Raw genomic sequence first — 14,510 nt, forward strand, 5'->3', positions numbered from 1 at the left:
TTGCACTTTTTATTGCAATTTATCATATAGAAAGGATTTTTTATGTCACTTTTTCCAGCTATTGAAACTTATCTGCCTCATCAAGGGGCTAAGTATATCTCTCCAGACAAGGCAGGGCAGCTGCGTGAGTCTATGTTGGAGTTGAGAGCTAAGGGGCAGGCGGCACGAAAGGAGTTTGCAGACTTGGTCAAGGATTTTCAGAGCCTCTATCCTAAGCTGACCTTGGAGCGAACCAGCCAGTGGATGAATCAAGCGCAGATACTACGACCCCATTTTTGGAATTATCTTAAAGGCTATGGAGAAATTACTGAGCCAATGTTCGCCCTGCGCTTGTATGGAAGTGCAGAAGATTTCGGAGTGTCGCTGGAGGTGAGCTTCATGGAGCGCAAGAAAGATGAGCATAGCCTCAGCAAGCAAAATCGGGTCTTGGAGCTGCCTATTCAGCCGCCAGCTTACTATTTTGCTCAGATAGATGGTGTGAGTCAGCGCTTTGAAGGCACAGAGGAAAATCGCCAGTTACTTAATCAGCAGCTGGCAGCCGGTCAAGTTCGTAAGGTCTTGGTCAAATACGATGTTCCCCTTTCTCAGGCTGCTTCAAGAGAGCAGGTGCTGTCTCAGCTGCAGGAGGCCATGACAGCCTTGATTCCCTTTTATGAAGCGACTCGGGCTTTATGATTACGTTTACAAAGAGAAAGTTATTTAAGTAAGTATTGACAAAAGCCTCGGAATCATATAGAATAGTAAAGTATGTTTAGTAACTGATCACAACTAGCCGGCTAAACGAATACAAGAATCTAAGAGGAGGTATTCATCGTGAAACGTACTTATCAACCAAGTAAAATCCGTCGTGCGCGTAAACATGGTTTCCGCCACCGTATGTCAACTAAAAACGGTCGTCGTGTATTGGCAGCTCGCCGTCGTAAAGGACGCAAAGTTTTGGCTGCTTAATCCAAACGATTTATCAAGAAACCAGCGGAGACTCGAGACCGCTGGTTTTTTTGCGCTTTTAATGAGAGGACTCTATAGAACGAAGTTCAGTACTTGATAAGTGGTATCAGTTCTGTCCTTTTTTCTGAGTTCATAGATTTGAACTTTGGCCTCATAAGTTAATTTCATTTTTAAAAAACCAAAAGTTAGATTTTTTGTGTCTAACTTTGGGGTGCGGTTCATAATCTACTTTCTGGTTTTTTGTGTATAGTTGAGTACAGCTATTTATTTTGCCACTGGTAAAAGCATTGGATAAAGATAGCAGAGTAAGGTAAAGCTTATCAGGGCGTAAAAGATACCGATGCGGATAGCTTGGATAGGTTTATAGAAACGAATCAGGGTCAGTAGGCACCAGACTAAGAGAACTAGGATGAACCATGCTGAAATCAAGCGCAGCGGTGTTGGTCCGTAAAGGTAGATGTAGATGCCAAATAATTTCCAGCCAGCTAGCAAGGCCAGCAGACCAGTAAAGATAAAGAGGATAGTAGCTGCGAATCGCGTTCCTTTTTGGTCCCAGAGCGGTTTTTTGGCAATCAGATAGAAGACACCTAGGACTGCAAAGTTAAGGATAGACACCCGAACCAGCTGCCAGAAGCCAGCTACGGCAACAGTCGAAGCATTCTGCGGAGAAATAGCCTGAGCTACTGTTCCAGCGCTTAGGAGCTGACCGAGCTCCCCCAGACCCGTCAGGAAAAAGAGCGCATAGGTCAGGCAGAGGCTGCCGATGATGATGTAGGCTGCCAAAGCGGGTGCTACTCGCAAAGGGCGGATGCTTGCTTGAAATTTTTTGTAGCTAAGTTTGGTATCTTTTTTGCCTAACAGACTGCCGGCAAGGAGGCCATATAAGTAAAAACTGATAGGGACAGCCAGGCAGGCCTTGAAGAGAATCATGCTGCTATCAAAACTTGAAAAGAGGGAGTCAAGTAGATTCTCAATGAAATCAGCGGTATTGCTGAAGAAAGAGGCAAAGCTGTCTGAAACCTGACTCAGCTGGGACCAGACAAAGTAGACCAAGATTCCTGCGACAAAGAAGCTACTGGCAATAATAGCGAGCTGTTGAGCTTTCTTTGAAGACATACTGTCAGAGCTGTTAAAAGAGTCCTGCTGCTTGCCTTCTATAAAGACTAGAATAGCAGCAATGAAATTTTTAAAGGGCAGGATACAGAAGACTTGAATGGCATCAAACCAGACCAGGATACCCAAACGCCCCTGGCTTAACCAGCCGGTGCGGGACAGAATATAGAAAGCGAATGAGATGTGGATGGCTAGAAATTGAAACAATTCTAGCTGACGATGAAGCCCCCAGAGACTTAAAGCCAGAGCTTGAGCTAGCGTCATGATCAGAAAGCTTCTAGCCTCTAATCTGCTGTCAAGATTCTTTATCTGCAGTGATGGATAGGCCAATTTCCTGATTAGGGCTTCGCTTAGCAATATAAGACCAATTGCAAAAGGGAAAAAGGGTGCAGTTTGATAATTAAAAAATACTGCAGAGTAAAAGTAAGTTAAGAGATAGATAATCAGATAGCTGATTTTAAAGAATCGGAGTTGCTTGTCCTCTAGGCCTGTGAAGATGGTCTGTCGTTCTGCTTCTGCGGGCAGACAAGGCTGGACATTCATCTGCTCTTGTGCTGGATATTCCATAATTATTTCTCCTCCTCATCGTCAGGGATATACTCCAAAATGTCGCCAGGCTGGCAGTCTAGTTCACGGCAGAGAGCGTTGAGTGTTGAAAAGCGGACGGCCTTGGCTCGATTATTTTTTAGGATAGATAGATTGGCTGGTGTTAGGTCAATCAGCTCTGCTAAACGGCCAGCACTGATGCGCTTTTGCGCCATGACAAGGTCTAAATTTATCTGAATCATAAGACCTCCTAAATAGTGTAGTCCACTTGATCCTGCAGCTCAATGGCCTTGCCAAAGGCGTTGCGGATGACACGGATAATCAGGGTCAAGATACTGCAAGAAACAGTGACTAAGAGCATGGGCAAATAGGCTGTCAGTCCCATAAAGAGGGAGATAAGAGCGACAGTGCCGACTTCCCAGCCAAGATAGCGCATGTACTGAACATTTTGTGTGATAAAGACCTGATTTTTACCGATGCGGCTAAGGAGCCGATAGAGATGGACAATGCAGGCCAGCGCTAGGCAGCCTAGGACATAGCCGAGCAGCAGCAAGATCCAAAAACGCGTCTCCCCTTGAAAGAAAGGAGAGGGAAATTTGATAACTAGATTGACGACCCAAGGTCCAAGAGCAATCAGGATAATGGAAGCAATAAATAAAAGGCTGATACTGATTTTTGTAAGAGTAATGCTCATATCTTCAGCAGTCTTTTTCATTTTGTCTGTCATAATTTCCTCCGACTAACGTTTCATTTCTTAGTAACTATAACACGACTCTTATCGATAATCAATAAAAAACTATCGAAAAAAGATAAAATCAGTCTTAAGGACTAGATGAAAGATTCTAAAAAGTTCTTATTGTATAGAGATGGATTTCTTGTCAGGAGATGAACAGAGTGGAAGACGATGAATATTTCGCCTGATTTTTGGTATAATGAAAAACAGGAATTGTATACTCTTTCTGGTCAGAAGCGGAGTATGTGTAAGGAGGGAAGAATCTGTGGGTGTAAAGCTTGTTCACTATCGTAGTAAGTTATATGAATTTCTCATGGTGCCTGCCATCGTTTCAAGGGATGATAAACATATGTGGAAGGATTTACGGCAGAATCAAAAGGAGCTGCTTCTTGATGTACAGCCGCACTATGATAAGCTCTATCAGGCTTTACTTCCTTTGAAAAGCGAGCTTGTTGCGGTTAGTTTGTTTGAAGGAGCTACGGTGGGACTGGCTCCGCTCCTCTACCTCTACTTGCTAGAAAAAGGAGAAGATCCGGCCAATTTGCATGACTTGTTAGAATGTCTGAAAAAACTAGACGCAAAGCAAATCATCTATTGCTTATCACTTAAGCTTTCTGCTGGGGAAGTTGCCAAGGAACGTCCTGAGAATCTGCTGGCTTTTATAGAGAATAGTGATAAGTCTCCGGAAAATAAATGGTACTGGTACCAAGCTATTCAGCATCCAGAGAAGCTTCGGAACCAATTAGTTTCCTTGTTGGAAAGAGTGTTCGAGCTCTATCAGCCTATTTATGAGCAGTTTGAGCAGGAAGTACTAGCTTTTGAACAAGAATTTAGCCTATCTGATGTGATGGATGACGAAGAGCAGAATGCCAAGCTCTTTGAAAAGGACACACAAATATTTGTTCTGTCACCCATGTTTATTGACTCTTTTCTCGAAAAGGTTCCTGATTTCACTTCCTATTCCTTAGTCCTTTCGACGAGAAGTTCCCAGTTATCAAAGGCGGAATCGGAGCTTAATGATGAAACATTGGCTCTGACCTTAAAAACTCTTGGTGATGAAACACGCTATAAAGTCTTGATTGAATTGATTCAGCCGCATGCCAAGAATAAAGATATAGCTAAAAAACTGGGGCTTACAAGAGCCTCTATCTCATTCCATACGCAGAAGCTGCTAAATTCTGGCTTGCTGGAGCTTGTGGTGGATGATGATTCTGTTAAATACACGGTCAACAAAGAACTGATTCAAAAAATTATAGAGAAGCTCAAACAAGACCTAAAATAGTTTGAGAAGACCTGGATTCATTCTAGGTCTTCTTTTTGTAAAATAATAATCTAATAAAAATTTGACAATTGACTAATTTATTGCTATGATTTGTTAAACAAAAATCTAACAAGAGTAAAGGAGATGTCGTATGATTGTTTTTACAAAAAACAAAAATTTTCGCCAGTTGCTCATCAATCAATGGATTTCAGGTTTTGGAGACGTTGTTTTTTATTTGGCTTTGATGAACTATGTTTCCGCCTATTCCTTTGCTCCACTTGCGGTTTTATTGATTTCTCTTTCTGAAACGCTACCCCAGTTAATTCAAGTTTTTACGGGAGTTGCGGCGGACTTTCAAAAGAATCGTATTCATAAATACCTGCTTATACAGTTTAGTAAGGTCGTGCTATATAGCCTGGTAACGTTTTTGCTTCTTGGACAAGATTTCTCTTTCTTGACTCTGCTTGTGATTTGCCTGATTAACTTTCTGTCGGATAGTCTGAGTTATTTTTCAGGTGCCATGCTGACCCCTGTTTATGTAAAGGTGATTGAGCAAGATATGACCTCTGCTATGGGCTTTCGACAGGCTAGTATGAGTCTGGTTCATATTTTGGGGAATCTAGCTGGCGGTTTTCTCATCGCTTGGATGAGTATTGGAGCTTTGGCAGGACTAAATGCTCTGACATTCTTACTAGCTTACCTTGGTTTTTGGCATATTAGTAAAAGCTTACAGGATTTAGAACCGGAGCTCAGCAGTGCCAAGGAGCTAAATAGAGAAAATTATTGGCAGCATTTATTGGATTCTCTTAAAGTCTTACTGGGATTGAAAAATGTTGTGAGGTTATTATTGGTTTCAACCTTTGGACAGGTCACTCTGAATATTCTGACGCCAGTAGCGACTCTTTTGTTGCTGAAAAGGCCTTTTTGGAATTTGCAGGTTGGTCAGTCCATTGCCGTGTTAATTGTTCTAAGTTCTGCTGGTCTGATCTTAGGGAATATTTTTAGTGGCAGTTTGCTGAAAAAACTTTCGACTAAGCTTGCTATGTATAGTAGCCAAGTATGTGAAGCTTTTATTCTTTGCGGTTTTTTCTGGCAAAATTTTTTACTTGTCCTGATAGCGAGCTTTGCTTGCTCTGTTACAGTCGGTCTGCTAAGTCCTAGATTGCAGAAATCTGTATTCAGTATGATTCCAGAAGAGTCCATGGGAGCTATTCAGTCGGCTATTAATCTATTTAGTATGGCTGTTCCGAGTGTTTTATCCATGCTGCTAATAGCTCTTGCCAGCAGTTTGGGGATTATTTATATTCTCCTCCCTCTTGTGTTAATGCTGGCACTGTCTTTCTACTTAATTATTCCAATGGAGAACTTGAAGGTGGATTCGGATAGCTGTTGAATGGCAGCTATCTTATTTTTCTGCTTTGAAGAGACTTCTGATTTTTTAGGTCATTTCTGGTATAATAAAGGACAGGAAATACAAGGAAGTAAAGCATGAAAATTTTTGATACACACACGCATTTAAATGTGGAAGAATTTGCTGGTCGAGAGGCAGAGGAGCTGCAGCTGGCTGCAGAAATGGGCGTCAGCAAAATAAATATTGTCGGTTTTGATCGGCCGACCATTGAGCGCGCCTTGGAGTTGGCCGACAGCTATGATCAGCTTTATGCTACGATTGGCTGGCATCCGACTGAGGCTGGGACTTATGATGAGGCGGTGGAAGCCTATCTGCTGGACAAGCTTCGTCACCCCAAGGTGCTGGCTCTGGGCGAGATTGGGCTGGACTATCACTGGATGACCGCGCCCAAGGATGTTCAGGAGCGGGTGTTTCGACGCCAAATCCAGCTCTCTAAAGAGCTGAACCTGCCCTTTGTCGTTCACACACGTGACGCATTGGAGGATACCTATGAGACTATCAAGAGTGAAGGTGTAGGTCCTCGAGGCGCTATTATGCACTCTTATTCGGGTTCTTTGGAAATGGCAGAGCGTTTTATCGAGCTAGGAATGATGATTTCATTTTCTGGAGTCGTTACTTTTAAAAAAGCGACAGATATTCAGGAGTCTGCGCAGAACCTGCCTTTGGACAAAATCCTCGTTGAGACGGATGCGCCTTATCTAGCACCTGTTCCCAAGCGTGGCCGAGAAAACAAAACAGCCTATACCCGCTATGTTGTAGAGAAAATTGCTGAGCTGCGTGGGCTACCTGTTGAAGAAGTGGCACAGGCGACCTATGATAATGCAAAGAAGGTGTTTGGGCTTGACTGAGAAGATAAAAATCCCTCAGGTAATTGTCGTTGAGGGCAAGGATGATACAGCCAATCTGCAGCGATTTTACCAAGTTGACACTTACGAGACGAGAGGCTCCGCTATCAATGAAGAAGACCTAGAGCGGATAGAGAAACTGCACCAGCTGCGTGGGGTTATTGTCTTTACCGATCCAGACTACAACGGTGAGCGTATCCGTCGAATGATTATGGAGGCTGTGCCAACTGCTCAGCATGCCTTTCTCCGCCGTGATGAGGCGGCTCCCAAGTCTAAGAACAAAGGTAAATCGCTTGGAGTAGAGCATGCATCATTTGAGGATTTACAGCAGGCGTTAGCTGGGCTGGTCGGATATTTTGATGATGAGGATAATTTTGATATCACCAAAAGCGATCTTGTGCGACTAGGTCTGCTTATGGGAAGTGACAGCCGTCAGCGTCGAGAGTATCTGGGTGAGCAGCTCCGTATCGGCTATTCTAACGGCAAGCAGCTGCTTAAACGCTTGGAATTGTTTGGGGTGACTTTGGCGGAAGTGGAAGAAGCCATGCTCAAATATTCAGTCTAACGGAGTAAGAAATGAAAAAAGTAATTATTACAGGCGGCAATAGTGGTATTGGCTATCAGGCTGCAAAACAGTTGGCTGAAAAGGGATGGTCAGTGACTCTATTTTGCCGACGAAAAGAAGCAGCTGAGCAAGCCTGTGAGAAAATCCGTCAACAAACAGGAAATCCGCATGTAGATTACATCTTGGTTGATTTATCTGATATGAAAAGTGGCATGAAAGCGGTAGAACAGTATATCCACAAAGAAGAGACTTTAGATGTTTTAATTAACAATGCGGCTGATTTTGATTTATCAATCAAAAGTCCTGTGATAACCAAAGATGGATTAGAAAAGCAGTTTTCGACCAACGTGGTTGCTCCTTTCTTGCTTTCTTCCTTATTGAAAGACTTGTTGGAAAAGTCAGAAAGTGGTCGGATTATTAATATTTCTTCCCAAGGGCTGGTGCTTTATCCTTTCATGAAGCTTGATTTTGAAAATTTATCTGGTCAAAAACATTACAGTCCTGCTAAGACCTATTATCAGAATAAGCTGGCCTTGTTGATGCTGTCACTTTATATGCGGAAACATTGGAAAGGTATCAAGGTTCAGGCGATCCGTGTGACCAATGTCAAAGTAGATATGCGGCGCTATGATCACCTCAGCACTTTTATGAAAAATCTTTATAAAATTAAGTCGAGATTTTCGATTAGTCCTGAAAAAATGGCGAAAGTCTATATAGCTTTATCTACAGAAGATGGCTATGAGGGCTTTTTGTATGACGAGAAATGCAGAGAAGTTAAGGCTAATGCATTTGCTTACGAGGAAGAAGAGCAGAAAAAACTTTACACCTTGCTAGGGCAAATGACCTCCTTAAAAGATAACGAATAACGAATTAGAAAAGAGAAAAGATGAGAATTGCAGACCATAGTGTGACTCGTGCCATTCTGGAGCGTCACGGTTTCACTTTTAAAAAATCTTTCGGTCAGAATTTCCTGACGGATACCAACATCCTCCAGAAGATTGTGGATACAGCCGAGATTGACAAAAAGGTCAATGTCATCGAGATTGGGCCTGGTATTGGGGCTTTGACAGAATTTTTGGCGGAAAGTGCTGCCGAAGTCATGGCCTTTGAGATTGATGATCGGCTGGTGCCGATTTTGGCGGATACTCTGCGCGATTTTGACAATGTGACAGTGGTTAATCAGGATATTCTCAAGGTTGATCTGGCTCAGTACATAGCAGAGTTTAAAAATCCAGACCTGCCTATCAAGGTAGTGGCGAACTTGCCATACTACATCACGACGCCGATTCTCATGCATTTGATTGAGAGTGGGGTTCCTTTTAGTGAGTTTGTCGTGATGATGCAGAGAGAAGTGGCAGATCGGATATCAGCTCAGCCGAATACCAAGGCCTACGGCAGTTTGTCGATTGCGGTGCAGTATTACATGACGGCCAAGGTTGCCTTTATCGTGCCGCGGACAGTCTTTGTGCCAGCACCAAATGTGGATTCGGCTATTCTCAAGATGGTGCGCAGAGACCAGCCTGCAGTTGCGGTACAGGACGAGAAATTCTTTTTCAAGGTCTCCAAGGCCAGTTTTGTCCACCGTCGGAAGACTCTCTGGAATAACCTGACCAGTTGTTTTGGGAAGTCAGAGGAGACTAAAGGCAAACTGACAGCAGCTTTAGAACGAGCTGACTTATCTCCAAGTGTTCGGGGAGAAGCTCTTAGTTTAGAAGAATTTGCGCGCTTGGCAGACGCTTTGAAGTCTGAGGGATTATAAAAAAATAGAAGATCTGCTCTATATAGCTGGTCTTCTATTTTACTAATGAGGTACATATGAAAGTGAAATTTCTGGCTTTTCTCAGCAGTGTAACTCTACTTCATAATAACAAAAAATCCTATCAATCATGATAGGATTGCTTTTTATGCGGAGGAAGGGATTTGAACCCTCACACCCGTACGGGCACATGCGCCTGAAGCATGCGTGTCTGCCGTTCCACCACCTCCGCTTGAGATTCTATTATAACTTATTTTTGTGAAAATGCCAATAGAGAATATCAGTTTTTTTCACTGTATGAAAAAAGCAGAAAAATTTCTATTTTTTCTTTACTAAAATAGTTCTATAATATTGCCATTATAGCAAGTATTTGTTACAATTAGATTAATTACTTATTTAGGTAACGAAATAAAAAAGGAGAATGTTATGAAACTGAAAAAATGGCTGCTATTTTTGATGCTGCCCCTTCTGTTTTTGCTGGATTTGAAGCTGTTTACAGCAACTGCTCAAGCGGATGCTTTGAAGAATGCAATCACAGATATTAAAATCTGGGACCATTCTAATGGCCGCGAAGCAACTAAGGTTAATGGTGCTTACAATTTGGTTCAAGGGGGAAATTATCGCTATGAGCTAGTTTTTGATTTGTCTGCTTACGATAACCAGCTCAAGGATGGGGATACCTTTACCTTTACAGTACCGAACGGTGCAACCATTGCTGATGGTACAACTTTTACTCTGACGGATAATGAAACGCAGGTCCAGCTCGGAGCTGCTAAGATGACATCGAATGGTTCAGGTAAGGGCGGTCTGATCACAGTTACTATTCAGAATTTGGCAGATTACAAGTCTAAGACAACTGCTAGTGGAGTAAGAGGGAGCTTCTTCTTTGACTTTCAGGCGACGACAGTAGGCGCTGATCAGGATTGGAATTATAATCCCGAGGAAACTCAAGGCGCGATGAGCCATAAGGTAACCATTAACGAGCGCAAACAAAGCAGTTTTTCAACAGCCGGTGAAAACTACGCTAAGATTGGAGGGGTCATTGCTAAGAAGCCATATAATTCGGCTATTCTTGGCAAGAGCGGAGACTACTCCCATAACTGGACTGTTCGTATCAATACTCAGCAAAAGACTTATAATTCTCCGATTGTTATCAAGGATGTAATTCCAGATAGCAGTGCGCCAATGCAATTCGTTCCGGAGCAATTTGTCCTTCGCCAAGGGGAGTACACGCAGAGTTTATCAAGTATTGCGAATTCTGTTATCTTGAAAGAAGGTCAAGATTATACAGTTGCCTATAATGACACTTATACAGAGTTTACTCTAACCATCAATAACCCAGGCAATCGTGCCTTTATGTTGAACTATATGACAACTTCACCAGCTGATGGTTCTTTAGTATCCAATACGGCTGAGATGGAAGTTGATAATACAAAACTGCCATTCAGAGATGACCGTCCTGGTCAGACGAGTTCTACAGTAGAGCGTAGCAGCCGGATTACAGAAGGCGGTGTCATTACAGCGGATATCAGCAACAGTCTGGTTCTCTACAAGCAAGATTCTAAGACTGGCAAAATGCTGGAAGGTGCTGTCTTTAAGGTGACAACTCCTAGCGGTGAAGAGATTACTCTGCCGCCGACAGATGCTAACGGTCGGGTTTCTACACAGCCTTTCTCAAGTGAAGAAATCAAGAAAGGTCAATTCACAGTAGAAGAAGTAACAGCTCCGGAAGGCTATGTACTGGACAGCAATCCGATGAAAGTGACCATCAAGGCTGATGGTGCAGTCAAAACAGTCAAGAATACGGTAGATCCAAATGCCAGCAAAAAGCTGACAGTCAAGAAAGTTTGGAAAGATGAAAGCAATCAGGATGGCAAGCGTCCAGCTTCTATTGCTGTAGATGTCTACGCTAACGGTCAAAAACTGGCTGATAAGACAGTGACCGTAACTGGTGGCAGTACAGATGCGGAGTGGACAGCTCAGACAACTGATTTACCAATCTTTGATGCAAATGGTCAAAAAATCACCTATACAATCGGTGAAGATCAGCTTGATGGTTACGATGCTCCAGAAGTAGATCAGGAAAATCTCACTGTGACTAATAGTCGTACGCCAGAGAAAATCGCTATCAAAGCCAGCAAGAAATGGGATGACGCTGAAAATCAAGACGGCAAACGTCCTGCCAATGTTGTTGTAAAACTTTATAAAGAAGTCGGTGGTCAGAAATCAGAAGTTGCTAATCGAACTCTGACCGAAGCTGACCAGTGGGCAACCGAGTTCACCAACTTGAATAAATATGAAAAGGGACAAGAAGTTGTTTATTCTTTGGAAGAAGACGCGGTCCCTCACTATCAATCTCAGGTAACTGGCAATGCTGCTGATGGCTTTGTAGTGACCAACACTTACAAGCCAGAAACCATCAAGATTTCTGGTCAGAAGAAGTGGGATGATGCGGAAAACCAAGACGGCAAGCGTCCAAATGCTGTTAGAGTCAAGATCTTGAAAGGCCAAGATATTGTCGATGTACAGGAAGTGACGGCTGCTAACGGTTGGAAATATGAATCTAATCCTCTTCCTAAATATGCAGCAGGCCAAGAAATTGCTTATACTGTTGCAGAAGAAGCTGTCTCAGGCTACACGAGCAAAGTGGACGGCTACAACATCACCAACTCTTACACTCCAGAAACGGTCAAGATTTCTGGTCAGAAAGTCTGGGATGATGCGGAAAACCAAGATGGTAAGCGTCCAGCTTCTGTTAAGGTTAAAATTCTGAATGGTGATACGGTTGTTGATGAGCAAAATGTGACTTCTGCTAACGAATGGAAATATGAGTCTAAGGCTCTACCTAAATATGCGTCAGGCCAAGAAATCACTTATACCGTAAGTGAGGAAGCTGTTCCAGGTTATACTAGCAAAGTGGATGGTTACAACATTACCAACTCTTACACTCCAGAGACAACGACTGTGTCTGGAAGCAAGACTTGGGAGGATGGCGATAACCAGGATGGCAAGCGCCCAGCTTCTATCACAGTTAATCTGCTGGCTGACGGTCAAAAAGTCAATACCCAAACAGTCAGTGAGGCAGAAGGTTGGTCTTACAACTTTACTGGCTTGCCAGTCTATAAGGATGGCCAACGGATCACCTATACAGTGACAGAAGAAGCTGTACCGGGTTATTCAACCAATCTCAACGGCTACAATATCACTAACTCTTATACACCAGAGAAGACAGAAATCACTGCCAGCAAGACATGGAATGACAGCGATAATCAAGACGGTAAGCGTCCAACTAAGATTAGTATTAAGCTGATGAAGACAGTCGGCGGTGTCAAGACAGAAGTCGCTAGCAAGGAAGTGACAGCTGCTGATCAATGGCAAACCAAATTTGAAAATCTGCCAGTCTATGAAAATGGTCAAAAGATTGATTACTCTATCGAGGAAGATGATGTAGCTGGCTACACTAAAGAAATCAAAGATTTCACTGTTACCAACTCTTACACTCCAGAGATGATCAAGATTTCCGGTCAAAAAGTCTGGGATGACGCTGATAACCAAGATGGCAAGCGCCCGGCTTCTGTTAAGGTTAAGGTGAAAAATGGCGATACTGTCGTAGATGAGCTGGAAGTAACAGCTGCTAACGATTGGAAGTTTGAGTCGAAAGCTCTTCCTAAGTATGCAGCAGGTCAAGAGATTGCCTATACTGTTACAGAAGAAGCAGTTGCGGAATATCAAACTAAGATTGATAAGTTCACCATTACTAATTCTTACACTCCTCAAAGTACAGAATATGCTGTGACTAAGGTCTGGGATGATGCTGATAACCAAGACGGCAAGCGTCCAGCTTCTATCACAGTGCAGCTGTATGGCTCAGTAAATGGTGAAGAGCCAGCTGCTGTCGCAGGTAAGACATTAACCTTGACGGCTGATAATGAGACAGCTGCTAACACTTGGAAAGCAAGCTTCACCAATCTGCCTCAATTTGACAAGGGACAGGAGATTACCTACTCTGTCAAAGAAGATGATGCAACAGTAGCCGTTTTGAAAGAAAAAGGTTACAGTCCGAAAGTAGAAGGTCAGACAATCACTAACTCTCATACTCCAGAGCAGGTTAAAGTTTCTGGTCAGAAAGTTTGGGATGATGCAGATGATCAAGATGGTAAACGCCCTGCATCTATTACAGTTAAAGTAATGGATGGAAGCACTGTTGTTGATACGCTTGAAGTAACCGCTGCTAATGGATGGAAGTTTGAATCTAAAGACCTGCCTAAATATAGAAATGGTCAAGAGATTGCCTACACGCTTTCTGAAGTGTCAGTTGCTCAATATGAAACGAAGATTGATAAATTCACCATTACCAACTCCTACACTCCAGAAACTGTTAAAGTCTCTGGTCAAAAGGTTTGGGATGATGCAAATAACCAAGATGGCAAGCGCCCAGCATCTATCAAGGTCAAGATTTTGGACGGAGATAAGGTGGTAGATGAGCTGGAAGTGACAGCTGCTACTGAGTGGAAGTTTGAGTCCAAAGATCTGCCTAAGAATAAGAAGGGCAAGAGAATCAACTATACAGTCCTTGAAGAAGTGACGGTTGAGGGGTATAGCAGCAGCCAAGAACAAGCAGCAGATGGTAGCTTCACTTTGACTAACAGCTATAAACCAACACAGATTGCTGTTAAGGGAACTGCGGTATGGTCAGATGCTGAAAATCAAGATAAGGTTCGACCTTCTAAGATCACTGTTCGACTCTTGGCAGATGGCAAACCAATCAAAGAAGAGGTTGTGTCAGAAGAAAATGGTTGGCAGTATGACTTTAGCGACCTTCCTAAGTACAAGGATGGCAAGGAAATTGTTTATAGCATTGCGGCTGATCCAGTAGGTGATTATAAGCTTGACATCAACGGTACTCAGCTGACCTTCAGTCATATCCCTGCTAAGAAAGAGAGTGTTGAAGATAAGGTTTCAACTAATAAGCCAGGCGGTCAAGCTCCGAAAGCAGGAGGAAAAGCTCTTCCTCGTACTGGTCAGGAAGAAAATCTCCTTGTTACTATTCTTGGCTTCCTAGCAGCACTTCTCGCAGGAGGAATACTGATGGCTAAGGCGAAACGCAGCTAATCAGTTTTGTGACTTACTGAAAAATAAAGTGAGCATCTCATTCGATATAAAAAAGCGAACAGGTTCTTTTGGACTTGTTCGCTTTTATCATGTTAGTTTTATTTTCAAGTATTTTAAAGCAGTTGATTTCTATGAAAAATGACCCCAACCTTAAGAAATGCCTTCTATGCAAAACAAGCAAGCTAAATCTCGCTTTTTTTGTTATAATGAGTGTATTAAC

12 protein-coding genes and 1 tRNA gene are annotated in these 14,510 nt (G+C 42.8%); 9 read left to right on the forward strand and 4 right to left on the reverse strand.

Annotation, left to right across the window (positions count from 1 at the left end):
- Nucleotides 1–42 precede the first annotated feature (42 nt).
- Both O3621_RS03560 and rpmH read left to right on the forward strand, forming a co-directional pair.
- On the forward strand, nt 43–675 hold the full coding sequence (locus tag O3621_RS03560) for a hypothetical protein (protein WP_002926193.1): 633 nt from the start codon (nt 43–45) through the stop codon (nt 673–675).
- A 138-nt stretch (nt 676–813) separates the two neighbouring features.
- Nucleotides 814–948 carry a 50S ribosomal protein L34 gene (gene rpmH, locus O3621_RS03565; protein WP_002893904.1) on the forward strand — a complete coding sequence of 45 codons (135 nt, stop codon included), beginning with the start codon at nt 814–816 and terminating at the stop codon, nt 946–948.
- A gap of 264 nt (nt 949–1,212) precedes the next feature.
- Here rpmH and O3621_RS03570 read toward each other — a convergent pair whose 3' ends face one another.
- Genes O3621_RS03570 through O3621_RS03580 form a run of 3 tightly spaced genes read right to left on the reverse strand, consistent with a single transcriptional unit; the run spans nt 1,213 to nt 3,334 of the window.
- Nucleotides 1,213–2,628, reverse strand: a complete 1,416-nt coding sequence (locus O3621_RS03570; RefSeq protein WP_314449585.1) for a DUF4153 domain-containing protein — start codon at nt 2,626–2,628, stop codon at nt 1,213–1,215.
- A 2-nt stretch (nt 2,629–2,630) separates the two neighbouring features.
- Nucleotides 2,631–2,849 carry a helix-turn-helix transcriptional regulator gene (locus tag O3621_RS03575; RefSeq protein WP_002899126.1) on the reverse strand — a complete coding sequence of 73 codons (219 nt, stop codon included), beginning with the start codon at nt 2,847–2,849 and terminating at the stop codon, nt 2,631–2,633.
- A gap of 8 nt (nt 2,850–2,857) precedes the next feature.
- A complete protein-coding gene (locus O3621_RS03580; RefSeq protein WP_048773904.1) occupies nt 2,858–3,334 on the reverse strand; it encodes a DUF2975 domain-containing protein in 477 nt (158 codons plus the stop codon).
- A gap of 205 nt (nt 3,335–3,539) precedes the next feature.
- Here O3621_RS03580 and O3621_RS03585 point away from each other — a divergent pair, with 205 nt between their 5' ends.
- The 6 genes from O3621_RS03585 to rsmA all read left to right on the forward strand — a co-directional run bounded on the left by O3621_RS03585 (nt 3,540) and on the right by rsmA (nt 9,181).
- Nucleotides 3,540–4,622: a helix-turn-helix transcriptional regulator gene (locus O3621_RS03585; protein ID WP_048773907.1), complete on the forward strand. Its 1,083-nt coding sequence runs from the start codon at nt 3,540–3,542 to the stop codon at nt 4,620–4,622.
- A 130-nt stretch (nt 4,623–4,752) separates the two neighbouring features.
- Nucleotides 4,753–5,994 carry an MFS transporter gene (locus O3621_RS03590; protein WP_314450539.1) on the forward strand — a complete coding sequence of 414 codons (1,242 nt, stop codon included), beginning with the start codon at nt 4,753–4,755 and terminating at the stop codon, nt 5,992–5,994.
- A gap of 95 nt (nt 5,995–6,089) precedes the next feature.
- Nucleotides 6,090–6,860: a TatD family hydrolase gene (locus O3621_RS03595; RefSeq protein ID WP_371513681.1), complete on the forward strand. Its 771-nt coding sequence runs from the start codon at nt 6,090–6,092 to the stop codon at nt 6,858–6,860.
- Nucleotides 6,853–7,422, forward strand: coding sequence for a ribonuclease M5 (gene rnmV / locus O3621_RS03600; protein WP_371513763.1), 570 nt, complete (start codon nt 6,853–6,855; stop codon nt 7,420–7,422). The genes O3621_RS03595 and rnmV overlap by 8 nt, the downstream gene beginning before the upstream one ends.
- An 11-nt stretch (nt 7,423–7,433) precedes the next feature.
- The gene (locus O3621_RS03605; RefSeq protein WP_371513683.1) at nt 7,434–8,288 is read left to right on the forward strand and encodes an SDR family NAD(P)-dependent oxidoreductase; all 855 of its coding nucleotides are present in this window, start codon (nt 7,434–7,436) and stop codon (nt 8,286–8,288) included.
- A gap of 20 nt (nt 8,289–8,308) precedes the next feature.
- Entirely contained in the window at nt 8,309–9,181 is an 873-nt protein-coding gene (gene rsmA, locus O3621_RS03610) for a 16S rRNA (adenine(1518)-N(6)/adenine(1519)-N(6))-dimethyltransferase RsmA (protein WP_371513685.1), read from the forward strand.
- 146 nt (nt 9,182–9,327) lie between these two features.
- Here the strand turns inward: rsmA and O3621_RS03615 are convergent.
- Nucleotides 9,328–9,410, reverse strand: a tRNA-Leu gene (locus tag O3621_RS03615).
- Nucleotides 9,411–9,604: 194 nt separating this feature from the next.
- Here O3621_RS03615 and O3621_RS03620 point away from each other — a divergent pair.
- Nucleotides 9,605–14,290, forward strand: a complete 4,686-nt coding sequence (locus tag O3621_RS03620) for a Cna B-type domain-containing protein (RefSeq protein WP_314450372.1) — start codon at nt 9,605–9,607, stop codon at nt 14,288–14,290.
- Nucleotides 14,291–14,510: the final 220 nt, after the last annotated feature.

It is taken from the genome of Streptococcus sp. 20925_1_22 (genome assembly GCF_041431685.1).
In the GTDB taxonomy this organism is placed as follows: Bacteria; Bacillota; Bacilli; order Lactobacillales; family Streptococcaceae; genus Streptococcus.

Excerpts from the sequence above, each read along its gene's own strand:
- O3621_RS03595 (WP_371513681.1), top strand. The coding sequence starts at position 6,090 with ATGAAAATTTTTGATACACACACGCATTTAAATGTGGAAGAATTTGCT.
- O3621_RS03585 (WP_048773907.1), top strand. The coding sequence starts at position 3,540 with ATGAAAAACAGGAATTGTATACTCTTTCTGGTCAGAAGCGGAGTATGT.
- O3621_RS03620 (WP_314450372.1), top strand. The coding sequence starts at position 9,605 with ATGAAACTGAAAAAATGGCTGCTATTTTTGATGCTGCCCCTTCTGTTT.
- O3621_RS03580 (WP_048773904.1), bottom strand. The coding sequence starts at position 3,334 with ATGACAGACAAAATGAAAAAGACTGCTGAAGATATGAGCATTACTCTT.
- rsmA (WP_371513685.1), top strand. The coding sequence starts at position 8,309 with ATGAGAATTGCAGACCATAGTGTGACTCGTGCCATTCTGGAGCGTCAC.
- O3621_RS03575 (WP_002899126.1), bottom strand. The coding sequence starts at position 2,849 with ATGATTCAGATAAATTTAGACCTTGTCATGGCGCAAAAGCGCATCAGT.
- O3621_RS03560 (WP_002926193.1), top strand. The coding sequence starts at position 43 with ATGTCACTTTTTCCAGCTATTGAAACTTATCTGCCTCATCAAGGGGCT.
- O3621_RS03605 (WP_371513683.1), top strand. The coding sequence starts at position 7,434 with ATGAAAAAAGTAATTATTACAGGCGGCAATAGTGGTATTGGCTATCAG.
- O3621_RS03590 (WP_314450539.1), top strand. The coding sequence starts at position 4,753 with ATGATTGTTTTTACAAAAAACAAAAATTTTCGCCAGTTGCTCATCAAT.
- O3621_RS03570 (WP_314449585.1), bottom strand. The coding sequence starts at position 2,628 with ATGGAATATCCAGCACAAGAGCAGATGAATGTCCAGCCTTGTCTGCCC.